We start from the raw sequence: 25,562 nt of genomic DNA on the forward strand, positions 1-25,562 counted from the left end.
TCGACTTGCATGTATTAGGCCTGCCGCTAGCGTTCATCCTGAGCCAGGATCAAACTCTCCATCGTAAATATTAGTGTGATAAGATAAATCTCATCACTGTCTTGTTCAACCGACACCCGAAGGTGTAAGGCTGAGTCTTTCTGTGCTGACCGTTTGTCAAAGAACTTCGCGCCTGGCCCGTTGGCCGAAGCGTTGTATCAATCTACCCTATGATTTAGTCACAAGTTAAGAACTCGGCTTGAAGGCCTGGCCCACTTTCCTGTCTATTCAGGGGATTGATTTGCTGATTGCAACAAATTGATAACGCCATATTTGGGGCCCGTAGTTCATCCAAAGCGCTTTTTTTTTGCAACTTTTTCTTAACCTACTGACCATCAGCAAATAACCTCCAGGCGGAGCGTTTCGCTCACTTTGGTAGCCTTAGGTTATCAGAGGAGCAACATCCACTCGGTAAGTGGAGTTCCGATTAACTGACTATTTTCCTGCTTTTTTACAGGTTAGGTCAGCCGATATTCATCACAATGAAGTTAACTTATAGACAATCAGTAGATTTCTTTGTTTAGAATAGTTGTGACGCTAAGTAAATCCATTGTTCAGTCGCTATTGAACGAAGAGAGTATGACAGATTGCGTTTTAATTGATACGAGGTGTACGGTTTAGTGGTCACAGCGGAAAACAAAATCAGTAAAGTCAGTTTGATTCTATAATTTTACAATTCTATAAAATCAATAGATTTAAAAGTTTATCAACTGACCTTCCAACATGTGATGAATGTAACCAACAAGCATGTAACACTTAAACGCAATTTTGGTCAGGCTACCTTATTGGTAGTTGAAGATACAGACGACCAATGGGTACTTATCAATAAAGCTGTGCAGCAATGTTTGCCGGAGGTGAAGGTTTCCCGAACGGCTACCGCTGAGCAGACAATATCATTGCTTGAAAAGTGGTATCGTGATGACTTTGAAGTGCCTAAACTTATCCTGCTGGATTTATACTTACCGCAGCGGACTGACGGCTGGGAACTGCTCTTGCAACTTAAAGAACTAGGCCCACCTTTCAATCAAATTCCAATTGTGATGTTTAGTTCGTCAGCTTCGTCTACCGACATCACGGATGCCTATCAACTGGGCATTTCGTCTTTTCTGATAAAACCCATCGATTTTTCGGGCTGGCTTACCTGTTTTTCGCAGATCCGAACGTATTGGTGGGAGACGGTTACGCTTCCATCAGCCAGCCGTAGTCTACTTTAAACACATACTGTTCTCAGCCGCAAGCCATGATGAAACCAACGAAACTATTACAGTCCTGCCGAAGCAAACGGATCAATAACAGAGAAGCCTGGTAAAGAAAGTTTGATTTCAGCAGATCACTTAACGGATGCAAAGACTGACGCCAAAGGTGATGGTGGCGATCAGGCTAACGTACGAGGGGGTGATTCTACGGTTGGGGGCGCTGACCTTTCCCTGGACGATTTATCTGAGGGAGTTGACGAGGGATGATGAATCTAACGTAGTGATCAGGTGAATTATACCGGCCATTACGCTAGATTTTGTTTGGTTTGCTTACTAGTGGATGGGTTTGTCAATAGTTTCCCCAATCACCGTCACCATCCAGATCAGCGCCGGACAATGGCCAGATAAACGTTAAAGAAGCTGATAAAACGTAGTGGTACGTCTGTCAGGCAAGACGGAGCGAATGGCTACACAATTCGTCCGGCCCAGTACGTAGTTGGCAAGATAGTCCTTACGGGGTTGACCCGATTAAGCTATTTTGTTGGCCTGTCGATCGACGCTAAATGCCGTTTTTTGAATTGTGAAGGATTTTCGTTCGTAGCCTTCCTGAAAATTCGATTGAAATACGACAGGCTGTCAAACCCGCTGCTGAAACAGGCTTCGGTTACAGTCCGGTCGAGCAGGAGCTGTTTTTTGGCCTGACTGATTCGGTATTGGTTTACAAAATCAGTAAACGTCAGCCGGGTCATACGTTTGATATATCGGCAGAAAGCCGCTTTCGTCAGATTGGTTAAGTCAGCCACTTCGTCCAGATCGATACGTCGCGCGTAGTTCTCTTCCACAAACTGATAAATACGTCGGATTCGTTGCTGTTCGCTGCGGTTGTAGGCGTGTTCAACCGGCCGGGCATTGAGGAGTACACACTCATCGGTTGTAGCCAGGTCCTGGAAAATAGCTAGCAGGCTGAGCAGTTGCCGAAAAGGGGGTTGTTTCAGAAGCTGCGTCAACTGCACACCGATTCGCTGCTTTGTCTCTCCGTTGAACGAAATACCCCGTCGTGCCCGCTCGAATAATCCGGCTATGTCCGCCAGTTCGGGCATGCCCCCCAGGTCATTTTTGAGGAACTGCTCGCTCAACTGCACGACGACCTCGTGGTACTCCGCTTTAACGCCGTAGTCGAAATTAAGGTGAGGTACGTTGGGACCAATAAACACCAGGTCACTTCCCTCGTACGTAGAGATGTGTTCGCCGACATGACGGGTTCCGCTTACTCCTTCGATATATACGAGTTCGTATTCGGGGTGATAATGCCAGTAGAATAAGTCGTTCAGGTGCGGAGTCAGTAAGATCCGAAACGAACTATTGGTGTCGGGCTGAATCGATTCAAGCTTACTCTTCATTGGCAGCTATTGTTTACTATTCCTATAAGTGTGCGCGAAAGGCGGCTAGTGTGCTTATTTATCTAAGGTTGATTTATTTCCGGACAAACTAATTACTAAAGAGCAATATAGTTCAAATTTCAGTCATTATAGGCGGGGCGAAGCATACCTTCAAAACTGTAATTTTACTATAACTACTATAACAAAATCAACAGCACGTAATGGAAACCCAAATCCCAACCCTGCCAGAACAGTCTGTCACCATGATTCCAGACAATGCGCATAAAGACATTCCCGGTAATCCGTCTACCCCGACCAGTAGTCATCTCAAGCTCAACGACCGCTCGAACGGCAAGCCGCTGCGGGTACTGTCGGAAGAAGATTGGCAGTTCTGGATTGACAACGGGTACGTAATCGTTAAGCAGGCGGTTCCGCGCGAGCAGGCCGAAAGGCTGGCGGCTGTTTTGTGGGAGTTTGACCAGAAAAATTCGAACGATCCAACAACCTGGTACGCTCCACCACGGGCCGAAATGAAAATGAAGGAGCTGACTAACAGCGGTATGGTCGAGATTTATAATCATCCGCTGATGTGGGCAAACCGTCAATACCCGCGCGTCTATGAAGCGTTCGTTGACGTTTGGGGGACCGAAAAACTCTGGGTAACCATCGACCGCGCTAATCTGAACTTCCCTGTTCGGCCTGGTTTTGAGTTCAAAGGCTTCATCCACTGGGATTACGACCCAGAAACCAAACCCCAGAACGTACAGGGCGTACTGGCTCTGGCCGACCAGACCGACGAAAATATGGGAGGCTTTCAGTGCGTACCTGAACTCTACCGTACGTATGATACGTGGAAATTGACGCAGGCCGAGGATCGGAATCATTTTAAGCCCGACGTTACTGGTTTCGAACTCGTGAAGGTAAAGCTCGAAGCAGGGGATCTGTTGATCTTTAACAGTACGCTGGCCCACGGTATCCGGCCCAACTTATCGACCGATAAAGTACGTATTGCCCAATATATTTCCATGATGCCCGCTCAGGAGGACAACGAAGCCCTTCGGCAATGGCGAATCACCTCCTGGCGCGACCGGCAGGCTCCCGAAGGATACGCGTTCCCTGGAGACCCACGCGGTTGGGAGAAAACAAAATATCCAGTCGCTGAGCTATCTCCATTAGGCAAGAAACTACTTGGACTCGACCCGTGGTAAACGGTTTAGGTTTTTAACTAATGATCAGTTCCAACATGGCATTTTGATGCCATAATTGGGTATGGTTTAGTTAACTGCAAGCCAGTGTTTACTGACGCTCAGCCCCGCCGTGGCGGGGCTGAGCGTCAGCTTTTGTACGAATAACCTGTTTAATCAAATTTCACAATTCGTCGGCTGACTTAAACCGATATAGATACGGTGCTTTATGAGGTGTGCCCGATCGCCGTTCAGCCAGGCGCTCCAGTTGATCAGAAGCCATCACTTTTTTGTAAAAATTACGGGCATCCAGCGAACCGCCCAGTATCGTTTCGTGCAGCCGCTGCAATTCGGGTATGGTAAATGGCTCTGGTAACAGATGGCTGATCGGCTGGTCGCTCAGTTGCTTGCGCAGTGCGGTTAACGCTACGTTGATAATGTGATTGTGATCGAACAGTAACGGTGGTATATCGTCCAGAATCCACCAGCGACACTCCTCCGTAAGCATATCAGGTGTTGGCATTACCTTTGAATAATCGACGAGGGCATAATAGCCGATAGAAATGGTTCGCTCGGACCATTGAATGCCGCCCAAGGGCAACCCGGTCCGGCGCCAGGTATCATCCTGGTCGTAGCGATTTGCTTCCCCAAAAACATGAAACTGGTGCAGATACAATTTATCTAAGCCGGTCCGCTCCCGAACGACCCGCTCAGCGGCTGTATCGACGGACTCAGTTTTATAAATAAACCCACCGGGCAAACTCCACTCGTTTGTTCCCTTCCAGCGCAGCAGCAGAACTTTCAACTGGCTTTCGTGAAAGCCAAAAATCACCCCGTCAATTGACAGGTAGTGAATGCATTGTTCTGATACCTGCTGAAAATAGCGAACTCCCGGATGATTATAATCGATCATAAAATCTTACAAGTATCGCTTTATGTATTTTTAACGTAATGAATCTTTACGTAGTTTTGACGTAAAGATAGTATTTACAAAATGTAAGACCTGATTTAGCCTATCTACTCACTGTCTTTCTTGTCTATGCACTTGATTACCCGATCTCTTTTTACGTTAAGCTTAGCAACTCTGCCTCTCACTGGTTTTTGCGCCAAGGCTGATACGCTCGACGTACCCAGTGCTGCGATGAATCGCAAAATGCGCGCGGCTATTGTCTTACCCGAGTCCTACAGCAAAAGCAAACCCGCTTATCCAGTGCTGTATCTGTTGCACGGTGGCGGTGGACAGTTCAGTGACTGGCTTAAGCAAACGCCCGACAAGATGCTGGTTCATAAACTGGCCGACCAGTATAACCTCATCGTTGTCATGCCCGAGGGAGATCGGCTGAGCGGGTATCTGGATAGCCCAGTACAAAAAGACAACCTTTTCGAGACGTATCTTACGAAAGAGGTCATCGAGAAAATCGACAATACGTACCGCACTATCCGCGACCGCAAAGGGCGCGTAATTACGGGACTCTCGATGGGCGGCCATGGGGCATTGTACCTGGCTACTCGACACCCCGATCTGTATTGCGCGGCTGGCAGCATGAGCGGAGCGGTCGATCTGAATGCGGCTAACTGGCGGATTCCTCCCGAGTTTGCCAAACAGATTGAGCCGGGCTTCACCCGTATCCTAGGCCCGATGGGTGCAACGCCGGATCTGTACGCAGCCAATTCGGTGGTGAATATGGTCGACAAGATTAAAGCCAGCGGCCTCCCGCTGATTTTCGATTGTGGGGTAGACGATTTCCTGATCGAACCGAATCGGGAACTGCACCGTCGGTTGGTGTACAGTAAAGTAGCGCATGATTATACTGAACATCCCGGTGGCCACACCTGGGAGTACTGGCAGAATTCGCTGCCCTATCACCTGTTGTTTTTCCAGAAAGTGTTGAAAGCGAACGGTTCTATTTCCCAGTAAATGATGATTAAATTTTCGATTAACCAATCTCTTCTGGCACTTGCCTGTCTGCTATCATTCAATACGCTGGCGGCAAAGGTCGATACGTTGGATGTGCCGAGTACGGTGATGAAAAAGACGATGCGCGCAGCCGTTGTTTTACCCGAATCGTACGCAAAAGGCAAAACGGCTTATCCAGTGCTGTATCTGCTCCACGGCGGCTATGGTCACTTTAACGACTGGATCACGAAAACGCCCGATAAATCATTGTTGCACCGTCTGGCCGATCAATATAATATCATCATCGCCATGCCGGAAGGCGAAGTTTTCAGCTATTACCTGGACAGCCCGGTTGCCAAAGGCAGCCAGTTCGAGAGCTATCTGACCAGGGACGTTGTTGAGAAAATTGATAAGACGTATCGTACGATACGCGACAAAAAAGGCCGTGTCATCACGGGTCTTTCGATGGGCGGTTACGGTGCGCTGTACCTGGCCACTCGCCATCCCGACCTGTACTGCGCGGCTGGCAGCATGAGCGGAGCGCTTAATCCGGACATGAACACGTGGAAACTCCCGCCAGACGCGGCTAAAAACATAAAAGCGGAGTTTGAAAAGATTCTGGGAGCCTTCGACCAATCGCCCGATGGATGGGCAGCGTACTCCGTCGTTGGTATGGCCGATAAGATGAAGGCAAATGGCCTCAAGCTCGTGATTGACTGCGGAGTAGATGATTTCCTAATTGAGCCCAACCGGGAGCTGCACCGCAGGTTAGTATTCAACCAGATGCCACATGACTACTCGGAACGGCCCGGCGGGCATTCGTGGGAGTACTGGCAGAATTCCCTGCCGAATCATGTTTTATTTTTTAGCAACGTATTGAAAGCGAACGGAGCCATCGCCCAATAAAAATAATGGTTAAAACGCCCCTACAAACGGTACTCGTTTTCCTCAGTTGTCTTCTGTCGCTGAATACGTTCGCGGCCAAAGTCGATACGTTGGACGTACCCAGCGCCAGCATGAACCGCACCTTGCGGGCCGCAGTGGTGCTCCCCGAAACGTATCGCAAAGCGAAAAAACAAGTTTATCCTGTTCTGTACCTGCTGCACGGTGGAACGGGCAGTTTTCGCGACTGGCTTACGAAAGTGCCCGACAAAACACTTCTGCACCGGATGGCGGATCAGTATAATCTGATTATTGTTACGCCCGATGGCGACCCGACCAGCTATTATTTCGACAGCCCCCTGGTTAAAACCAGCCAGTTCGAGACGTTTATCGCAAAAGAATTAATCGACAAAATCGACAATACGTACCGTACGGTTCGGGATAAGAAAGGGCGAATCATTGCGGGATTGTCGATGGGTGGGCACGGCGCTATGTTTATTTCGTCGCGGCACCCCGAGCTCTACGCGGCTGCCGGGAGCATGAGTGGCGTCATGAACATCAATACCGCTACGTGGAAGGTGCCTGCTGACTTTGCCAAGTCCCGCGCCGAGAATTTCACGAAGTTGCTGGGCCCGGCCAAAGAAGGGGACGCGCCTTACCCAGGCTACACGATGGTGACGCTGGCCGACAAGCTTAAAGCAAACGGCCTCCCGCTGATCTTCGATATTGGCGTAGACGATTTTCTCATCAACGGCAACCGCGACTTACACCGCCAGTTGATGGACAACAAGACCCCGCACGATTATACGGAACGGCCGGGAGCCCACACCTGGGAGTACTGGGAAAACGCCCTGCCTTACCAAATGCTGTTTTTTAGCAAGATTCTGAAAGCGAATCAAGTGGCTGTTCCTTTTAATTAACAATTGAATAGGCAACTCCTTAACCGATGAAAAAAGCAAGTTTGTCAATAAGTCTGGCGGCAATTGGGCTCGTTGGCTTTATGGCGTTCGCGCCCTTAACCGCCGAACTCGATACGGTAAACGTTACCGGAGGACTGGTTTCGGGAGTCGTTAACAAAGACGGTGATGTGCGGAGCTTTAAAGGCATTCCCTTTGCGGCTCCGCCGGTTGGTGACCTGCGTTGGAAAGCCCCTCAACCGGTCAAACCCTGGTCAGGCGTTCGTGCATGTGATCAGTACGGCGCGAGTCCGATGCAGAACTCACCGAATCCGTTTGGCCCCTGGAGTGCAGAATTTCTAATTCCTAAAGAGCCTATCAGCGAGGATTGCCTGTACCTGAATGTATGGACCGGGTCACGCCTGACCGGCGCTAAGTCCGCCAAGCAACGCCTGCCGGTACTCGTCTGGATTTACGGCGGGGGATTCAACAGCGGAGGCACCGGCTGCGCCATTTACGACGGCGAGGCAACGGCGAAGAAAGGCGTCATTTTTGTCAGCGCGAACTACCGGGTCGGACCGTTTGGGTTCCTGTCCCATCCCGAACTGACGAAAGAGTCGGGGCACAACGCGTCGGGCAATTATGGCCTGCTGGATCAGATTGCGGCCTTGCAGTGGGTGAAACAAAACATTGCGCAGTTCGGCGGTGACCCGAACAACGTAACAATCGCTGGTCAGTCGGCCGGGTCGATGAGCGTTAATGCGTTGGTGGCGTCTCCCCTCGCCAAAAACCTGTTCAACAAAGCCATTGCCGAAAGTGGAGCCGGTTTTTCAAGGCGCTACGCATCGCTGCAACAGGCTGAGGAAATTGGCCTTAAAGCCATGCAAACGTTAGGAGCCGCATCGCTGGCGGAGCTACGTAGCAAACCCGCCGACGAAATCCTGAAGAAAGTGCAGGGGCGCGGGCCAGTTATTGATGGTTACGTTTTACCGCAACCCATCGCCGATATTTTTGCGGCTGGCAAGCAAAACGACGTAACGCTGCTTACCGGCTGGAATCAGGACGAAGGTATGGCCTTCGGTAAGCCCAAATCTGCCGACGAATTTCGGAAGCAGCTCGAACAGCAGTACGGAGCCGACGCGCAGCAACTGCTGCAATACTACCCCGCCAGTACGGATGCGGAAGCGGCCCAGTCGCAGAACTACCTGTCGCGCGATATGACCTTCGGCGCTCAGAACTATACCTGGGCCAATGTCGCCAGCAAACAAAGCAAACCTGTATACGTCTATCGGTTTACGCGCAAATTGCCAGCCACCGGTCAGTACGCCACCTATGGCGCTTTCCACACTGGCGAAGTAGCGTACGCGTATGACAATCTGAAGTTTATCGACCATACCCTCCGGCCACTCGACCCCACTGATACGAAACTGGCCCACCAGATATCGACGTACTGGGCAAACTTCATAAAGACCGGCAATCCGAACGGCAACAGCTTAGTCAAGTGGCCAGCTTATTCAACGAAAGACAAACAGGTTATGGTGCTGGGCGATAAGGTTCAGGCTCAGCCACTAGTCGACGCCCCTTCGCTGGATCTTCTGGTCAGTATACTGAGCAAGCCGCAGGCAACTCGCACCAATTAATTCGTAGTCGAGCCTAACAATCCATTTGCAATAAATCAAACTACATGAAAATTAAACCCATTCTATTGTCCCTTGCCGTGCTTACGCTGCCAGTATTGGCCGTAGGCCAAACCGCCAAAGTTGCGTCAACGCCAGTTGCAGCGGGTAAGGATATTGCCGTTGTTCCGACCGAATCGGGTAAAGTGCGCGGTTACGTCCACAATGGTACGTATACGTTCAAGGGCATTCCGTACGCGAAAGCCGATCGGTTCATGGCCCCCACGAAGCCTAATTCCTGGACGGGCGTGCGCAGTTCAATGACGTATGGCCCCGTTTGCCCAATGGACCCCACCACGACGGTCTACGACGAGATCGAGTTCCCGTTTCAACATAACTGGGGCTATACGAACGAAAATTGCCTGAGCCTGAATGTGTGGTCTCCCCAAGTAACAGCAGCTAAGAAACGGCCCGTTATGGTCTGGTTTCACGGGGGCGGTTTCACCGCCGGTTCTTCGGTTGAGTTGCCTTCTTACGATGGCGAAAACCTGGCCAAGAAAGGTGACGTTGTGGTCGTTACCATCAATCACCGCCTGAACATACTGGGATTCCTGGATTTGTCGGCTTACGGCGAGAAGTACAAGAATTCGGCCAACGCGGGCCTGATGGATTTGGTAGCCTCGCTGGAATGGGTGAAGCAGAACATTGCGCAGTTTGGTGGCGACCCCAGCAACGTAACGATTTTCGGGCAGTCGGGTGGTGGCGGCAAAGTGACCAGCCTGATGAATGCACCTTCGGCCAAAGGTCTGTTCCACAAAGCTATTATTCAAAGCGGAAGCTACGTAACGAACTTTACCGAAAAGGAATTGTCCCAAAAAATTGGCACCGCCCTGCTTGACGAATTAAAATTGCAGCCCAATCAGGTTGATTCGCTCCAGTCGATCTCGTACGAACGGCTGAACGCGGCTGGCAAAAAAGCATTACGTAAAGTAGGCGAGAGTTTGAAAGCCGAAAATCGCCCTGCGTTCGGCTTAGGCTGGGGCCCTGTCCACGATGGCAGCTTTCTCCCCTATCAACCTTCAGAAGCCGCGGCAATGGCCCTTTCGAAAAGCATTCCGCTGCTGGTCGGCTCGACGAAAACCGAGTTTGGTCCGTTCAACCCGACGAACCGCGTCGCGGATATGGATGCAGCCAAAGCCAGTATGCAAAAACGGATTGGTGACAAAACAGATGCGTATCTGGCCGCGGTGAAAAAAGCGTATCCCGAGACTACCCAACCGTCTGATTACGTAAACATTGACATTAATTTCCGGGCGGGCGCTATTCAGCAGGCTAGTGAGAAAGCCGTTGCGGGAGCCGCCCCGGTATATATGTACCTGTTCACCTGGAATTCGCCGGTAAACGATGGCATTTATAAGTCGATGCACTGCATGGAACTGCCATTTGTGTTCGACAACATCAGCCGCTGTGAGGAAATGACGGGGGGCGGAAAAGATGCGCACACCCTCGCTGATAAGATGAGCCGGGCCTGGATTGCCTTCGCGCATACCGGCAACCCAAACCACAAAAGTTTACCGACCTGGCCTGCTTACACGGCCCAGAACGGAGCCAATATGATTTTCGATAATACCTGCCAGGTAAGAAATCACCACGACAAGGAGTTGCTCGAGATTGTAACCGGCAAGCCCATCATAGCTGCGGCCAAATAAGTTTAACTTCCCACACTTCCCCGCCAACGGTTAGCTGAACTATATCAGATCAGCCAATCGTTGGCGGAGAAATTTTGGCAGTAAATCAGTTTCGAGAGTCACTTTAGTAGTAGGTTGCAAGAATTTCAACACTGTACTAGTCAATTTGCCTGGCAACCGATTCTTTTCATGAAAAAGATAACTCGATTTCCGCTTCGACAAACCGTTATTTTCCTGGCGGCTCTTGGACTAACCACCTGGGTGGGTCTTACCAGCTTCATGGAAGACCCGATCAGCAAGCGAATCAAAAAGCTGGCTCCCGAGAAAGCCGCCGAAATGGCGAAGGCCGTCGAAGCCCTGGTTAAACCGCAACTCGCCGAAGGACTTACCCTGAATCTATGGGGTGTCGATTCGCTGGTGTCCGATCCGATTGGAATTGACATCGACGATCTTGGCCGTCTGTATTATACCCGTACGAATCGCCAGAAAAATTCGGAGTTCGACATCCGCGGCCATCAGGACTGGGAAATTGAATCGAACCGGCTCCAGACCGTTGAAGATAAACGGGCGTTTCTGCACCGGGTGCTTTCACCCGCCAACAGCAAGAAAAACGAGTGGCTCAAAGATGTAAACGGCGATGGTTCGCACGACTGGCGCGACATGACCGTGGAAAAGGAGCAGGTCTTCCGGCTGGAAGATACCAACGGCGATGGCGTAGCCGACTTGTCTAAACTCGCCGTCGAAGACTTCAACGACGAAACGACCGACGTAATGGGCGGTGTTCTGTCCGACGGAAATGATCTATACGTCACTGTTGCACCGGACCTCTGGCGGTTACGCGACAAAAACGGCGACGGCATTGCCGACGAGAAAAAATCACTTTCGCACGGCTACGGCGTTCACATCGGCTTTAGCGGACACGGCCTTTCGGGCGTAGAGATGGGACCTGACGGACGTATCTACTGGCAGATTGGCGACATTGGGTTTAACGGAAAAGGCCCCGACGGCAAGAAATGGGAGCACCCAAACAGCGGGGTTATTGTCCGGTCAAACCCCGACGGCAGCGATTTTGAGGTATTTGCTTACGGAGTTCGTAACACTCACGAATTTGTCTTTGACGAGTACGGCAACCTGATCAGTGAGGACAACGACGGCGACCATCCCGGCGAGAAAGAGCGGCTCGTGTACATCATCAACGGCTCGGATACGGGCTGGCGCAGCAACTGGCAGTATGGCAAATACCGCGACCCGCTCAACAATACGTACAAGGTCTGGATGGACGAGCAGATGTTCAAGCCGCGCTTCGAAGGGCAGGCGGCTTATTTCCTGCCTCCGCTGGCTAACTTCGTCAGCGGTCCGGCTGGTATGCTGTATAATCCTGGTACGGCCCTGAGTCCAAAATATAAAAATACCTTTTTCATTGCTGAATTCGTAGGTAATCCGGCGCAGTCGGGTGTTCATGCCTTTACGCTGAAGCCAAAGGGCGCTTCGTTTCAGCTCGATAAGTCCAAGAAGATTTTGGGTGGAGTACTGGCAACCGGTCTGGATTTCGGCCCGGATGGATCTATGTACGTGGCGGACTGGATCAACGGCTGGGATACGAAAGATTACGGTCGCGTCTGGAAGCTCGACGATAAGGACGGCGCGAACTGGGCTGAACGGGCGTTGACCAAGAAATTGCTCGGGCAAAGTTTCGCGAAAACGCCGGTCAGTGACTTGAGCAGCTACCTCAAAAATGCCGACATGCGAGTCCGGCAAAAAGCGCAGTTCGAGTTGGTAAAACGGGGCGAAGCCGGTGCCGTAGCTTTTGGCCAGATGGTTCAACAAACCGATAACCAATTGGCTCGCGTTCACAGCATCTGGGGCTTGAGTCAACTGGCTCGCAAAGATGCGAAATACGCCCAGCGCCTGATGCCGCTGCTCAAGGACAGTGATCCTGAAATCAGAGCTCAGGCGGCTCGTTGGTTAGGCGACATCCGCTACGCAGCGGCTGGATCGGCCCTGGTACCAATGCTGAAGGACGAGAACATTCGGACTCGTTTCTTTGCCGCCGAAGCACTCGGACGTATCGCCTACGCGCCAGCCATTCAGCCGTTGGTGGCTCTGCTTGAAGCCAATAAAGACGAAGATACGTACATCCGGCAGGCTGGCAGTATCGCCCTGTCCCGTATCGGAAAAGCGGAACCGATCGTTGCATTAGCTAATCACCCATCGCGGGCGGTACGTATTGCGGCTGTCGTAGCGCTGCGCCGGATGAGCAACCCCGGCATTGCTACGTTCCTGAAAGACAGTGATGAGTTTATTGTTACCGAAGCCGCTCGCGGCATCAATGATGACCTCTCGATTCCACAGGCCTTACCGGCGCTGGGCAAGGCGCTGGTCGGTACTAAATTCACGAACGAACCGCTCATTCGGCGGGCCATCAACGCGAACCTACGCGTAGGAACGCCCGAAGCGATGCAGAACCTGATCCAGTACGCCGAAGGTACTGGCAACCCGGCCGCCTTACGGGCGGAAGCGATGGACGCGTTGAGCACCTGGGCGAAACCGTCTGTGCTTGACCGGGTCGACGGTCGGTATCGGGGTCCGGTAACGCGTGACCCAGCGGTGGTGAAAACGAAATCGGCGGGCTTATACACGACACTGGCTACAAACTCCGAAGTTTCGATTCGGCGGAGTGCGATCCGGGCCATTAGTAAGATGTCTATAGCGACGGCCAGTCCGGTACTCTTGGATCGGCTCAAAACTGATAAGGATGCTGAGATCCGGGTAGAAGCGTTACGTGCATTGGCCGCCCTGAACGATAAGCAGATCGGGAAAGCCATCGAAACCGCCCTTGCCGACGACGACAAACGGGTTCGGGTAGCTGCACTGGATCTAATCGGTAAAACCAGTATGCCTAAAGCGCAGATGGTCGCTCAGTTATCAGACGTCTTGAAAACCCATTCAACCGAAGAAAAACAAGCTGCTCTGCTCACCCTAGGTAAACTCCCAATTGCGGATACCAAACCCGTTTTTGATCAGCTTCTCGCCGACTTGTCGGCCAATAAAGTACCCACAACCATTAGTCTGGAGCTGGAGGAAGCCATTGCCGAAACGCATTCTGCTGCGCTGATCAACCAGCACAAGGCAATTCTGGCGAAGCAGTCGCCCGATGCGGTGCTGGCTTCGTACCAGGCCGCACTATTTGGGGGCGAGGCCGATAAAGGACGGCGCATTTTCTTCCGCCATCAGACGGCGCAGTGTATTCGTTGCCACTCTTACGATGATCTGGGTGGTAATGCCGGGCCCCGGCTCAATGGTGTAGCCAACCGCCTGACGCGTGAACAGCTGCTCGAAGCGGTAGTCAATCCAAGTGCCCGACTGGCCCCGGGATTCGGAACGGCAACGATTGAACTGAAAGATGGCAAGACGCTCAGCGGCATTGTTCAGAAAGAGACCGATTCGGAACTGGTGCTGAAAAGCGGAGACGAGCCGGACACCAAAATACGGAAGGATCAGATCGCCAAAACGACCTACGCGCCGTCGAGTATGCCCGACATGAAGTATCTGCTCACTAAACGCGAAATTCGCGATGTGGTCAGTTTCTTGTCCACGCTGAAATCCGACTAAATAACTTACCATTCAAGTCGTCCTGCGTTATTTCAATCGCGGGACGACTTTTTTTATTACCCACCCTTCTCTGATTCGATGCTTTCTTTCTTTGGTTTTGCCACCATTGCCCTGTTTCTCATCCTGATCATTACCAAGCGGCTATCCGTCATTACGGCGCTGGTACTGGTACCGTTAGCAATGGGATTGCTGGCGGGATTCAATCCAAAGGAGTTGGGCGAAATGATTCTGGCCGGGCTTAAGCAAGTCGCCCCGACGGGCATCCTGCTCATGTTTGCCGTTCTGTATTTCGCGACGATGCTTGACGCCGGTTTGTTCGACCCGGTTATTGGTGCCATCCTCCGGTACGTAAAGGGCGATCCGTTGAAGGTTATTCTCGGTACGGCCATCCTGACAATGGTCGTCCACCTCGACGGCGACGGGACCGCTACGTTTATGATTGTCATGTCGGCCTTTCTGCCGATTTACCGGCAACTGAATATCAATAAGCTTATTCTGCCGGGTATCGTAGCGCTGAGCGTTGGTCCCCTGCATCTGGTACCCTGGTCGGGTACTTCCGCCCGGGCCATATCGACGCTTAAAACGGATGCGACTCAGCTCTTTAACCCAAATATCCTGGCTATTCTGGCGGGCATTGGCTGGGTGCTGGCTGTAGCATACTGGTTCGGACTAAAGGAACGAAAACGGCTAGGCGTAGCCGATTTACGCTACGTACATGACGAAAGCTTAACCGATGAGCAGCGTCAGCTCCGGCAGCCTAAACTTTTCTGGATCAATGCAATCCTGACGGTGGCACTCATCATAACGCTTATGAAAGGCTGGTTTCCGGCCCCTGCCCTGTTTGTGGTGGCAGCTGCGGTGGCGCTGGTGATCAATTACCCGAAACTGCCCGATCAGCAAAAAGTGCTACGGAGCCACGGGAACAACATCTTCATGGTGTCGAGCATGATCTTCGCAGCAGGTGTGTTTTCGGGTATCCTGACGGGTTCCAAGATGATTGATGCCATGGCTACGTCGCTGGTATCGCTAATTCCGGAACAGCACGCATCCTGGCTACCCACCCTCACGGCCCTGACCAGTATGCCCGCCAGTCTGCTGTTTACGCCCGATGCGTATTACTTCGGCGTGGTTCCCATTCTCAGCAATACGGCCACCCAATTCGGCATCGATCCCCTGGAGATTGGCCGGGCGGCTTTGCTGGGCCAGATGACGGTTGGCTTTCCGGTTAGTCCCTTGACGGCATCGACCTTTCTGCTGGTTGGACTGGCCGAGGTCGACCTGGGTGATCACCAGCGATTTATTCTGAAATGGGCGTTTGGCACAACGGTCATTATGACCCTAACCGCCCTGTTAACGGGTTCAATCAGCATTTAGTCGAGCTTAGAATAGAGCGACTCGTTTGCTTATTCTCTCATTTTCTTTTCTTGTTTGATGAAATCAACAATTCGCATCGGCTGTGGGGCCGGATTCTCCGGTGATCGGCTCGAACCCGCCGTGATTCTGGTAAAAGAGGGCCAGTTGGATTACCTCGTACTCGAATGTCTGGCCGAACGAACCATTGCCCTTGCTCAGAAGCGCAGGCGTCAGGATTCAGCGCTGGGCTACGACCCGCTGTTGGAACGACGCATCGAAAGCCTGTTGCCCCATTTGCTGGCCCAAAAGGTCAGATTGATTACGAACATGGGAGCCGCCAACCCCTTAGCAGCGGCTGAGAAAATCCGTGAGATCGCAACCCGATTAAACCTATCCGCAACCATCGCCGTCGTTACGGGCGACGACATATTCGATCAGCTCTTGGGCAACGAACTGGCATTGGAAACGGGTAAACCGCTGAGCGAATCAGGGTCTTTACTATCCGCAAATGCCTATCTCGGAACGGACGCGATTCTGCCAGCGCTGGCTACGGGGGCGGATATTATCATCACGGGGCGGGTGGCCGACCCTTCGCTGTTTGTGGCCCCGCTTGTTCATGAATTTGGCTGGTCGCTGGATGACGCAAACCTGATTGGACAGGGTACGGTCATCGGGCACTTGCTGGAGTGCGCCGGTCAGTTGACGGGCGGTTATTTTGCCGACCCCGGCCGGGCCGAAAAAGACGTACCGGATATGGCCTACCTAGGTCATCCATTTGCCGATGTTTCTGCCGATGGCACGGCCCTGTTCGGCAAAGTGGCGGGTACGGGCGGTATGCTGAACGTAGCAACGGCGAAAGAACAACTGTTGTACGAAGTCATGGACCCCGGTCGTTACGTTACGCCCGATGTGATCGCCAACTTCACGCAGGTTCGGCTGGAACAAACTGGCCCGGATCAGGTTAGAGCCACCGGGGGGCTCGGCCAGACACGGCCTGATACGTTAAAAGTTAGCGTAGGTTACGACGCTGGTTACATTGGCGAAGGCGAAATTTCGTATGCCGGGCCCAATGCCCTCGGACGCGCCAAACTCGCGGGAGCCATCATTCAGGAGCGGCTGCGGGACCGCTTTGCTGACCTTCGGGTCGATTACATTGGCAGCACATCAGTCCACAGAACCGCGTTGGGAACTTATCCCGATCCGTACGAAATCAGGCTGCGCGTTGCGGGAAGAGCCGCCACCGCGAAACAGGCCGCTTTAGTAGGCGAAGAGGTAGAAGCCCTGTATACAAACGGACCGGCCGGGGGCGGTGGTGCCCGAAAATACATTCACGACGTAGTGGGCATTGTCTCAACGCTCATCGACCGAACGCAGATCAAGACCAACGTAACCGTCTTTCAGGCATGAAACTAAAACTGTATGAGCTCGCTCACAGCCGGGCGGGCGACAAAGGCAATACATTAACGCTCTCGCTGATTCCGTACAAAGCGGAAGATTACCAACGGCTCCGCGCGGTCGTAACCGCCGAGGCCGTAAAGAACCATTTAACGGGTATCGTAGCCGGAACGATTACCCGGTACGAATTGCCTGACCTGCCCGCTTTACAGTTCGTGTGTGAGCAGGCGCTACTGGGTGGGGTTACTACGTCTCTGGCTATGGATACACACGGCAAAACGCTGAGCTACGCCTTACTGGCAATGGACATCGACGTCTAGTAGCTCCGGAAACGCTCGTAGTGGGTAATGAACGGGTACGTTTAAACGTACCCGTCTGTTTACAGCACCTGCTCTTTTTGATACAAGCCGACGAGCGTATCGACGGCATAATCAATTTCGTCGGGTGTGTTATACTTACCGAACGAAAACCGTACGTAGCCCCGCTCCTGGTCCAGGCCCGGCAAGGCCGTCAGTACGTGCGAACCGATATTCGAGCCGCTCGAACAGGCCGAACCACCCGAAGCGGATATGCGGGCAATATCGAGATTGAACAGCAGCATATCACTCAACTCTGAAGCCGGTAAGCTAACGTTCAGCACTGTGTACAGACTAGCGTCCAGGTCCGCCGAATCGCCGTTGAACTGAACCTCCGGCAGTTTGGCCCGAAGCTGGTCGATCATCCGGCGTTTTAACGTAGTGATATGCTGACGATGCGCGTCCATATCCCGATAGGCAATCTCCAGCGCTTTGGCCAGGCCAACAATACCATATACGTTTTCGGTGCCCCCGCGCATGTTACGTTCCTGCGCGCCACCGTACATGAACGGATGAATCTTGGCCCGTTCGGCATTCACATACAGAAATCCGACCCCCTTAGGCCCGTGAAACTTGTGGCCCGCCCCAACAATAAAATCAACGGGAAGTTGCTGTAGATCATGCCGGAAGTGTCCCATCGTCTGCACCGTATCGGAATGGAAAATCGCGTCGTGAGCGCGGCAGATCTCCCCTACCCGGTTCAAGTCTAAAAGATTACCGATTTCGTTATTCCCGTGCATCAATGAAACCAGCGAACGGGGCGACCTTTGCAGCAACTCGTCAAGCTGCGCCAGATCGATACGTCCATTTGCGTCAACGTCAACCAAACTCAACTGGACGCGTCCCTGCTTCTGCACATGTTCCAGCGTATGCAGCACGGCATGGTGTTCTAACGGCGACGTAATGGCGTGGATGAGGCCGTAGGTCTCGATGCTGCTCCGAATGGCTGTGTTATCGGCTTCGGTTCCGCCCGACGTAAAGAAGATTTCGGCGGGCGAGGTATTCAGCAGAGAAGCAACCGTTTTGCGCGCTTTCTCGATGGCCGCCCGCACCGCCCGACCGTGGCTATGAATCGACGATGGATTGCCAAACTGCTCAGTCATAAGGGGCAGCATAGCGTCCAGAACTTCAGGATCGAGCCGGGTTGTAGCGGCATTATCGAGGTAAACGGGAGCAACAGATTTCATTGTCAGCGTATTGGATTGGCCTTGTTAGCCCTGGCAAAGGTACGGCGAAGTCTTTTTCTACCCAACTCTTGATCTGCCAGGTCTAATTTATAGCAAACACTATCCAAACCTGAGACGTTCTCTTAGCACCACCAACCGTACACCAATGAACCTACCACAAGCCGCAGGCCTTATATACGCCGAACTTTCCGCCTGGATTCACACGGCCATCCGATACATACCCAAAATAGCCATTGCCATACTGATTCTGGTCGTGTTTACCTTTCTTTCCCGATGGGTCAGCCGATGGTTGATACGTGGATTCGACCGATTTAGTAACAATTACTCGCTCATCAATCTGTCGGGAGCGGTGGCTCGGGTGGCCGTTATGGCCATTGGCCTGTTTGTAGCCTTGGGCGTACTGGGTTTAGACAAAACCGTTACTTCGTTACTGGCGGGTGCTGGTGTTATTGCCTTAGCGGTTGGCTTCGCCTTTCAGGATCTGACCACAAATTTTATATCCGGCACCATGATCGCCATCGCCCGACCTGTGCAGGTTGGCGACGTTGTGGAAACGAATGGATATACCGGTAAGGTACTTGACATTAAGCTGCGGTCTATTCTGCTCGACAACTTTCAGGGCCAGACTATTGAAATTCCGAGTAAAGACGTATTTCAGAAGCCCATTATGAATTATTCGCGCACCGGTCAACGGCGGCTCGAACTGGCATACGGCATTTCATACCTCGACGATTTGGCGAAAGCGCAGCAGGTGGCTCGCGCGGCTATTATGGACTTGCCCTTTGTGCGTACCGACAAACCCGTTGAGATGTATTACCGCAGTTTCACGATCGATAATGTTCAGGGGTTTATCTTGTTCTGGATCGATCAGTCGAAGGCAGATACCTCACTGGCGATGAGCGAAGCTATTAAAGCCCTGAAAACAGCGTTCGACCAACATAGTATTCTCATGATGTTTCCTCCGCATACGTTCGATTTGAAGAAGCGAAGGTTTGAGGGGTCCGACAATTCATAACGGGTTATCTATACGCTCTTGATTAAGACCGCGTAAGATCAGTTATTATCGTCGTAATCGACCTGATTTTTATCTGAACATTCCGTTATTCAGACAAGTTAGCCCCTCATTACTCCAGCTCCTCAAACTATGCTCAATCGCTTTACTCTGGTATCCGTCTGTCTACTTCCGCTTACTGGTATGGCACAAACGTACCACGACGAAGTACGTCATCGAGCTGTATTTTGGTCGGAGGTTAACCTGGTGTACAAAACGGCGGGTAGGTGGAGTTTCCAGCTTGATAGCCAGTACCGGCGGCAGGCTGAGGATAACAACGGACGGGATCTAAATCTATTTCGTTACCCATTGCTACAGGTCTTTCGTCCCTGGATTAGCTATCAGGTTTCCAAGCCGGTCCGCTTGTCGCTATCGCCGATTGGTCTGTGGTGGAATTGGGGGCGTGTCAGCGAATACCAGCCCGTCACCTTCTTCCAGGAAGTTCGGATCATTCCACAGCTACAAATCACCAGTAAGTTAGGCGATGGCGAACTCATTAAGCGCATCCGCACGGAACTGCGCTGGTCGTCCGCAACAGATACGCTGGCGAATGCCTACGTGTTTTTATCTGATGGTGAACCGCAGGAGGTGCTGGCCGACCGCTTCAACGTTCGGCTCCGAACCATGGCCCGCTGGATCAATCCTATATTCCGCCAGCAAACCAATTCATCTTCCTGGTATACGCACTTCAGCGTTGAACCAATGGCAGTGCTGTCGAAATCGGGCGTCCGTTTCGATCAGAACCGAACGTACATAGGCTTAGGCCGAAAACTTCGCGACAACATACGGATAGAACTAGGCTATCTCAACCAATTTTCGGTCCAGCACAGCCCTGCAACGTCGCTACGTACCTTCCGATTGAATCATGCGATTCAGATTTATCTTTATCTGGAAAATAACCGCGATTCGAAAGCAGGCTCTGATTCGGGACCCGAATAACACGAACTTCATGCCGTACTAACCAGCTTTCAACATGTCCTCATATCGTTGTTAACAAAAAAGCTCCTTGTCGACAAGGAGCTTTTTTGTTAAGTTATGTCTGAAATTTAGCCTAATCGCTGCCTTCCAGTTTTACTACTTTGTTATACAGGCCCAAAATCAGAATGGGAGCTGCCCATTGGCCTATTAAAAGCGCTTCGTGCCGTTTGCCTTGCGCAAAGCAGATGGCTGCTGTTGCGAGCGAGCCTAAACCACCCCACAAAAACAGATCGGATGGCAGTTTAGCGGTTTGCTGTTCAATTGCCTCGGCAACTGGCCCCTCATCATGCGTCGGATTCAAATTTTTCTTAGCCATAACGTTGGTCAATAAATGATTAATGAACAATGAAACAACTTAAAACCCGAAACAATGTTTACCGAGCCGAATTGGGCAATTAGCGAATGGCAAACTTATTGGTTTGGCTGGGGCGTTGTGCGCAAATAAGGCTTCACGAACGTAACGCCTTTCGGGAATTTAGATTCCAGTTGGTCGTTCGGTACGGCGGGCGTCACAATCACATCGTCACCCTGCTGCCAGTCGGCGGGCGTAGCTACCTGGTAATCGGCTGTAAGCTGAAGCGAGTCGATCACCCGAAGTAACTCATTGAAGTTACGTCCCGTTGACGCCGGATAGGTCAGTGTCAGCTTGATTTTCTTGTCGGGGCCGATCACGAATACCGAGCGAACGGTTGATTTCTCACTGGCGTTGGGATGAATCATATCATACAACGTAGCAACGGTACGGTCGGCATCGGCAATGATTGGGAAGTTCACTTCCGAACCCGTTACGTCCTTAATATCAGGGGTCCAGCGGTTATGCGAATCAAGATCATCGACCGACACCGCAATAACCTTTACGTTCCGTTTGCCAAACTCATCCTTCAGCAAAGCCGTTCTGCCTAACTCGGTGGTGCAGACAGGCGTGAAATCAGCCGGGTGCGAGAATAACATTCCCCAGGAAGTACCCAGCCATTCGTGAAACCGGATGTGGCCCTGCGTGGTATCAGCCTCAAAATCAGGGGCGATGTCTCCTAAGCGAAGTGACATAAGTTTACGCGTTTTAGTTATTTAATTCTATCTAGTTAATGTAGTAAACAAAAAATGGAAAAACCGGCGATGGCCGGCTTCCTTAACAAACGTATAGAAGAGTAAACAAAGTTTCAAATCAATTTATCTTCCACCGCCATGCGTACCAGTTCAGCCGCGTTACGTACCTGCAACCGTCGCATCATATTTGCCCGATGGTTGTCGACAGTTCGGACACTAAGTTGAAGCTTCTCCGCAATTTCCCGGCTGCTCATACCATCGACCAGGAACTGAAGAATCTCCTTTTCCTTGTTAGACAGCTTGGACTGCCGTTCGGTACGTCCGTGTTTATCGCCCCGTTTCAATTGCTGCATATAGCCGCTCAGGATAATGGAAGCGACCGGCGAGCTGTAGTACTTTTCTCCGGAAGCAATAGTCCGGATTGCCTTAATCATTTCATCCGATGAGGAGTCCTTCAGAATGTAGCCATAAGCACCCGCTTCAACGGACTTAAGAATATAATCTTCGTTGTTATGCATAGACAACATCAGCACGCGAACGTTTTTGTACAATCGGCTCACAATCTGAGTAGTTTGTATACCCGACATGCCCGGCAGCGAAATGTCCATCAAAATCAGATCCGGCCGATCGGCATCCGATGGCATAGCTTTTAGTTTATCAAGGGCTTCCTCGCCGTCATTGGCTTCGTCAACAATGTCCAGACCATCGGCCTGTTCCAGCAACAGCCGGATACCGTCCCGAACGATCGAATGATCGTCCACAAGCATTATTTTAGTAGGTGTCATAATGAGCGGGGTACGTTTGGTAAGGGATGCTAACCTGCACTCTGGTCCCCTTTCCTAATGTAGAATAAATTTTAAATTTACCATTGAGCAGTTTAGCGCGCTCCTGCATGTTGTGAATGCCCTGCGAAGAGGTATGGACCTGGCCATCTTGTTTCCCGCCTGTTTCTTCGTATCTGCTGAGGGTACCAGCATCCGAAGCAGGCGTATCTGTCGACTCGTTACGTGGGATGCGAAACCCACGCCCATCATCGGTAACGATCAGATGAAGCGCATTGGTTCGCTCAACCAGCTCAATATGGATATGAGAAGGATTTGCGTGTCGAACCGCGTTGCTGACAGCCTCTTGGGTCACCCGATAAAGCATAATTTCTATGTTCTTATCCAGTCGGGGCGTGTCAGACGTCAGGTTGGTTTCAAACGTAACGTCAACCTTCTCGTTACGATCGTGCTCAGCCAGCATTTTTATGGCAGGTACTACGCCAAAATCGCTTAAAACGCTCGGCATTAAGTTATTTGAAATCGTTCGGGTTTCCTGAATGGTCTGGGTAATGAGCGTTTTGAGGGTCTTGAGGGTTTTTGTCTGCGTTGCGCTGCCAACTTGTCCTGTCCCGTTCGCTTTTGCCAGATTAGCTTCTAGCCCTTCAATCTGCAGTTTTATCGCAGTAAGCATCTGCCCCAACCCATCATGCAGCTCCCGCGACAAACGTTTACGTTCTTCTTCCTGCCCGGCAATCAGGTAAGAGGTGCGCAGCTTTTGCTCATCAATCTGCTGCTGATACTGCTGTTTGGTTGCTTCGAACAACTTTTGCCGTGTTTCCCGCAGCGATTTGTTTGCGCTCAACAGTTTCTTATTCGCGGCTGTTGTCCGGCTTTCCGCTTCTACCAGTTGCGCAATGGTCTGTTTCAATTTCTTGGCGGCTGGCTGGAAAATCAATAGGCCAATCCCCACCAATACCAGAATAATGACCAGATATAGGTAGAACTCTATCGTTTGCAGGAGGTTGATTTTTGCCCTGAGTTCGGTGGTGTACTCGCGCACAATCGCGTCTATTTCCTCCAGAAAGGGCTTCTCGTTTCGTAACAGCAGCTGCAAACTAGCCTGGACATCGGGCTGTTTTACTTCTTCGTAGTGCTGCAAACGCATGAGCCGGCGGGCGGCCTGCCGAAACGCTTCGAACTCGGGCCGAATGCCTTTATAGAGCTGCAAAACCGTGTCGGAATTCGATATATAGATATTCCGATCATACACTTTCCCTTCCTTACCCTGCAGGTGGTAGCGCTCGAAGAGCGGAAAAACCTGCCGTAGTTCGCCGATATTTTCTTCGAACTTGGCCTGTTCGTTCACGTCCATCAGTTGCAGTGCTTGCTTCACAATCTGCTGGCTCTGATGGCGTTGAAGGGCCGTAACCCGAATAATCCATAACTCATCCTGGAAAGTGCGGAGCCGCCACTGGGTAAGAACCTGGCCTGCTGTCAGCAGAGCCGTTAAGATAATAAGCAATGTCATGTACAGTCGAGTGAACCGTACGGGAATTGCAAAGCCGTCTTCTGTGTTATCGTTAAACGTATCGGACACCGTCAAGCGTGGTCGAAACAAATTGGTTTAGTAAAAGTAATCTTTTTTGTAATTTTACCCTTGTTTCTCCCTTATAAGTACCAACGCCATGGCCCGTTTACTGATTGTCTTGCTGCTTGTCTCACTCATTGCTCCGGCATTTAAGTCGGCCACTCCCCTAGCCAGCACCACTGGGCCGGCTAACGTACCGGCTACGGCCGAACCCGTTAAACTCTCGTGGGAGGTTCTGCGCGACGTAACGTTCAAGAAGAAATGGTATGCCGAAGAATCAGTCTACATGCTTTATCCAACGTTTGGGCAGGGCATCCAGAAGTTAAATGGTAAAGCGGTTGAATTGACGGGCTACGTACTGCCTGTTGACCTGGAGTCAAATCTGTACGTGCTATCGGCCTTCCCATACAGCGCGTGTTTCTTCTGCGGGGGTGCCGGTCCGGAATCGGTGGTGTCGCTCAAATTCAAAAAACCAGGGAAGAAATTCAAAACCGATGAGCGCCGTACGTTCCGGGGAACGCTCAAGCTCAACGCCGACAATATCTATGAGCTGAACTACATTATAGCTGATGCTGAGATGGTTGAGCAATAATTAGCGAACTTATTTATAAAAAAGCCCAAGTGATTTAACAACCATACTTGGGCTTTTTTATGCAAAAGCGGCTTATCGAGTCCACTTAGTTTACACCTTCTATCTGAACGATTTTTCATTCACTACCTGTCTTACTTCTTCTCTATGGGGACTTTAGTAAAAGTTACCACCGTTGTCCTACTCATAGCCTCGTTACTGGGCTGCACGACCAAAGAAACCTCTAATGAACCGCAATTTGTTGTTAACAGCGACATCGAGAAAACCCCGGGACAGGAATGGGTATTTAATTATCACAACGGAGATAACCGCAACCCGAATGGTTACCTCTTTGAACATTCAACTGAAGCCGCCACTTCAGGCACACACTCCTTGAAGCTCAGTTGTAAAACCATCCGGGACTCATCGGCCAGTTGTTTCGTTTACCAAAGTTTCGCGTCTACCCAGATCCCCGCCAGTAGTACCATTACGTTGAAAGCAAAGATCAGAACCGTTAACCTGAAAGGCAGAGGGGTTTCGATTACATTGCGGGGCGACAAAATTGTTAATGGGAAAGGCAATCCCGTCTTCTATACCAGTACTGATGGTGTAGTTACCATCAATGGCACTACAGATTTCAAAGAATATTTTGCTAGCCGAGATGGTTACGGCGGTAACACCGACTATTTGGCGGTGATTCTAGCTTACTTACCGGGCACAACAGGTACTGTGTATTTCGACGATGTTACCGTCACCTACGAAGTCCCCAAACCGGTTCAGTAACCGCAAGCATGATTTCGATTTATATTGAAACGTAATAACCCGTTCGCTGGCCAGTGAACGGGTTATTACGTTTCAACAACTAGGTGAAGATAGGTCAGACAGA

23 protein-coding genes and 1 rRNA gene are annotated in these 25,562 nt (G+C 51.2%); 16 read left to right on the forward strand and 8 right to left on the reverse strand.

Annotation, left to right across the window (positions count from 1 at the left end; genetic code table 11):
* Window positions 1-65 (reverse strand): 16S ribosomal RNA (locus ACYVIY_RS21780); the annotation flags it as partial.
* Between the two features lie 702 nt (window positions 66-767).
* Here ACYVIY_RS21780 and ACYVIY_RS21785 point away from each other — a divergent pair.
* On the forward strand, window positions 768-1,253 hold the full coding sequence (locus tag ACYVIY_RS21785) for a response regulator (protein WP_460978514.1): 486 nt from the start codon (window positions 768-770) through the stop codon (window positions 1,251-1,253).
* A 102-nt stretch (window positions 1,254-1,355) separates the two neighbouring features.
* Window positions 1,356-1,502 (forward strand): hypothetical protein, encoded by a 147-nt coding sequence (locus ACYVIY_RS21790; RefSeq protein WP_460978515.1) that lies wholly within the window; start codon window positions 1,356-1,358, stop codon window positions 1,500-1,502.
* Between the two features lie 266 nt (window positions 1,503-1,768).
* Here ACYVIY_RS21790 and ACYVIY_RS21795 read toward each other — a convergent pair whose 3' ends face one another.
* Window positions 1,769-2,635 carry an AraC family transcriptional regulator gene (locus ACYVIY_RS21795; protein WP_460978516.1) on the reverse strand — a complete coding sequence of 289 codons (867 nt, stop codon included), beginning with the start codon at window positions 2,633-2,635 and terminating at the stop codon, window positions 1,769-1,771.
* Window positions 2,636-2,835: 200 nt separating this feature from the next.
* Between ACYVIY_RS21795 and ACYVIY_RS21800 the strand changes: the two genes are divergently transcribed.
* Window positions 2,836-3,822 carry a phytanoyl-CoA dioxygenase family protein gene (locus ACYVIY_RS21800; RefSeq protein WP_460978517.1) on the forward strand — a complete coding sequence of 329 codons (987 nt, stop codon included), beginning with the start codon at window positions 2,836-2,838 and terminating at the stop codon, window positions 3,820-3,822.
* Window positions 3,823-3,982: 160 nt separating this feature from the next.
* On the opposite strand, the gene ACYVIY_RS21805 is transcribed toward ACYVIY_RS21800, so the two are convergent.
* Window positions 3,983-4,711 carry an NUDIX hydrolase gene (locus ACYVIY_RS21805; protein WP_460978518.1) on the reverse strand — a complete coding sequence of 243 codons (729 nt, stop codon included), beginning with the start codon at window positions 4,709-4,711 and terminating at the stop codon, window positions 3,983-3,985.
* A gap of 126 nt (window positions 4,712-4,837) precedes the next feature.
* Here ACYVIY_RS21805 and ACYVIY_RS21810 point away from each other — a divergent pair, with 126 nt between their 5' ends.
* From ACYVIY_RS21810 to ACYVIY_RS21850, 9 genes are all read left to right on the forward strand, one after another.
* Complete coding sequence (locus tag ACYVIY_RS21810; protein ID WP_460978519.1) at window positions 4,838-5,716, forward strand: alpha/beta hydrolase; 879 nt, start codon at window positions 4,838-4,840, stop codon at window positions 5,714-5,716.
* Window positions 5,717-6,601 (forward strand): alpha/beta hydrolase, encoded by an 885-nt coding sequence (locus ACYVIY_RS21815; RefSeq protein WP_460978520.1) that lies wholly within the window; start codon window positions 5,717-5,719, stop codon window positions 6,599-6,601. It begins immediately after the preceding gene.
* 5 nt (window positions 6,602-6,606) lie between these two features.
* The gene (locus tag ACYVIY_RS21820) at window positions 6,607-7,497 is read left to right on the forward strand and encodes an alpha/beta hydrolase (protein WP_460978521.1); all 891 of its coding nucleotides are present in this window, start codon (window positions 6,607-6,609) and stop codon (window positions 7,495-7,497) included.
* Window positions 7,498-7,523: 26 nt separating this feature from the next.
* Window positions 7,524-9,113 carry a carboxylesterase/lipase family protein gene (locus ACYVIY_RS21825; RefSeq protein ID WP_460978522.1) on the forward strand — a complete coding sequence of 530 codons (1,590 nt, stop codon included), beginning with the start codon at window positions 7,524-7,526 and terminating at the stop codon, window positions 9,111-9,113.
* Between the two features lie 44 nt (window positions 9,114-9,157).
* On the forward strand, window positions 9,158-10,798 hold the full coding sequence (locus ACYVIY_RS21830; RefSeq protein ID WP_460978523.1) for a carboxylesterase/lipase family protein: 1,641 nt from the start codon (window positions 9,158-9,160) through the stop codon (window positions 10,796-10,798).
* Window positions 10,799-10,966: 168 nt separating this feature from the next.
* A complete protein-coding gene (locus ACYVIY_RS21835; protein ID WP_460978524.1) occupies window positions 10,967-14,389 on the forward strand; it encodes a HEAT repeat domain-containing protein in 3,423 nt (1,140 codons plus the stop codon).
* Window positions 14,390-14,467: 78 nt separating this feature from the next.
* Window positions 14,468-15,763 carry a CitMHS family transporter gene (locus tag ACYVIY_RS21840; RefSeq protein ID WP_460978525.1) on the forward strand — a complete coding sequence of 432 codons (1,296 nt, stop codon included), beginning with the start codon at window positions 14,468-14,470 and terminating at the stop codon, window positions 15,761-15,763.
* A 57-nt stretch (window positions 15,764-15,820) separates the two neighbouring features.
* Window positions 15,821-17,149: an acyclic terpene utilization AtuA family protein gene (locus ACYVIY_RS21845; protein WP_460978526.1), complete on the forward strand. Its 1,329-nt coding sequence runs from the start codon at window positions 15,821-15,823 to the stop codon at window positions 17,147-17,149.
* Window positions 17,146-17,457: an AtuA-related protein gene (locus ACYVIY_RS21850; protein WP_460978527.1), complete on the forward strand. Its 312-nt coding sequence runs from the start codon at window positions 17,146-17,148 to the stop codon at window positions 17,455-17,457. The genes ACYVIY_RS21845 and ACYVIY_RS21850 overlap by 4 nt, the downstream gene beginning before the upstream one ends.
* Before the next feature lie 59 nt (window positions 17,458-17,516).
* Here the strand turns inward: ACYVIY_RS21850 and ACYVIY_RS21855 are convergent, their stop codons facing one another.
* Entirely contained in the window at window positions 17,517-18,680 is a 1,164-nt protein-coding gene (locus ACYVIY_RS21855; protein WP_460978528.1) for a cysteine desulfurase family protein, read from the reverse strand.
* Window positions 18,681-18,825: 145 nt separating this feature from the next.
* Here ACYVIY_RS21855 and ACYVIY_RS21860 point away from each other — a divergent pair, with 145 nt between their 5' ends.
* Both ACYVIY_RS21860 and ACYVIY_RS21865 read left to right on the forward strand, forming a co-directional pair.
* Window positions 18,826-19,695 (forward strand): mechanosensitive ion channel family protein, encoded by an 870-nt coding sequence (locus ACYVIY_RS21860; protein WP_460978529.1) that lies wholly within the window; start codon window positions 18,826-18,828, stop codon window positions 19,693-19,695.
* A 180-nt stretch (window positions 19,696-19,875) separates the two neighbouring features.
* On the forward strand, window positions 19,876-20,670 hold the full coding sequence (locus ACYVIY_RS21865) for a DUF2490 domain-containing protein (RefSeq protein WP_460978530.1): 795 nt from the start codon (window positions 19,876-19,878) through the stop codon (window positions 20,668-20,670).
* 112 nt (window positions 20,671-20,782) lie between these two features.
* Here ACYVIY_RS21865 and ACYVIY_RS21870 read toward each other — a convergent pair whose 3' ends face one another.
* The 4 genes from ACYVIY_RS21870 to ACYVIY_RS21885 all read right to left on the reverse strand — a co-directional run bounded on the left by ACYVIY_RS21870 (window position 20,783) and on the right by ACYVIY_RS21885 (window position 24,048).
* Window positions 20,783-21,025, reverse strand: a complete 243-nt coding sequence (locus ACYVIY_RS21870) for a hypothetical protein (RefSeq protein WP_460978531.1) — start codon at window positions 21,023-21,025, stop codon at window positions 20,783-20,785.
* Between the two features lie 95 nt (window positions 21,026-21,120).
* Window positions 21,121-21,756 carry a peroxiredoxin gene (locus ACYVIY_RS21875; protein WP_460978532.1) on the reverse strand — a complete coding sequence of 212 codons (636 nt, stop codon included), beginning with the start codon at window positions 21,754-21,756 and terminating at the stop codon, window positions 21,121-21,123.
* Window positions 21,757-21,869: 113 nt separating this feature from the next.
* On the reverse strand, window positions 21,870-22,523 hold the full coding sequence (locus ACYVIY_RS21880) for a response regulator transcription factor (RefSeq protein WP_460978756.1): 654 nt from the start codon (window positions 22,521-22,523) through the stop codon (window positions 21,870-21,872).
* 4 nt (window positions 22,524-22,527) lie between these two features.
* Entirely contained in the window at window positions 22,528-24,048 is a 1,521-nt protein-coding gene (locus ACYVIY_RS21885; RefSeq protein WP_460978533.1) for a sensor histidine kinase, read from the reverse strand.
* Between the two features lie 157 nt (window positions 24,049-24,205).
* Between ACYVIY_RS21885 and ACYVIY_RS21890 the strand changes: the two genes are divergently transcribed.
* On the forward strand, window positions 24,206-24,700 hold the full coding sequence (locus ACYVIY_RS21890) for a DUF3299 domain-containing protein (RefSeq protein WP_460978534.1): 495 nt from the start codon (window positions 24,206-24,208) through the stop codon (window positions 24,698-24,700).
* A gap of 144 nt (window positions 24,701-24,844) precedes the next feature.
* Window positions 24,845-25,459, forward strand: coding sequence for a hypothetical protein (locus ACYVIY_RS21895; RefSeq protein WP_460978535.1), 615 nt, complete (start codon window positions 24,845-24,847; stop codon window positions 25,457-25,459).
* Window positions 25,460-25,562: the final 103 nt, after the last annotated feature.

Source organism: Spirosoma knui, assembly GCF_054780635.1.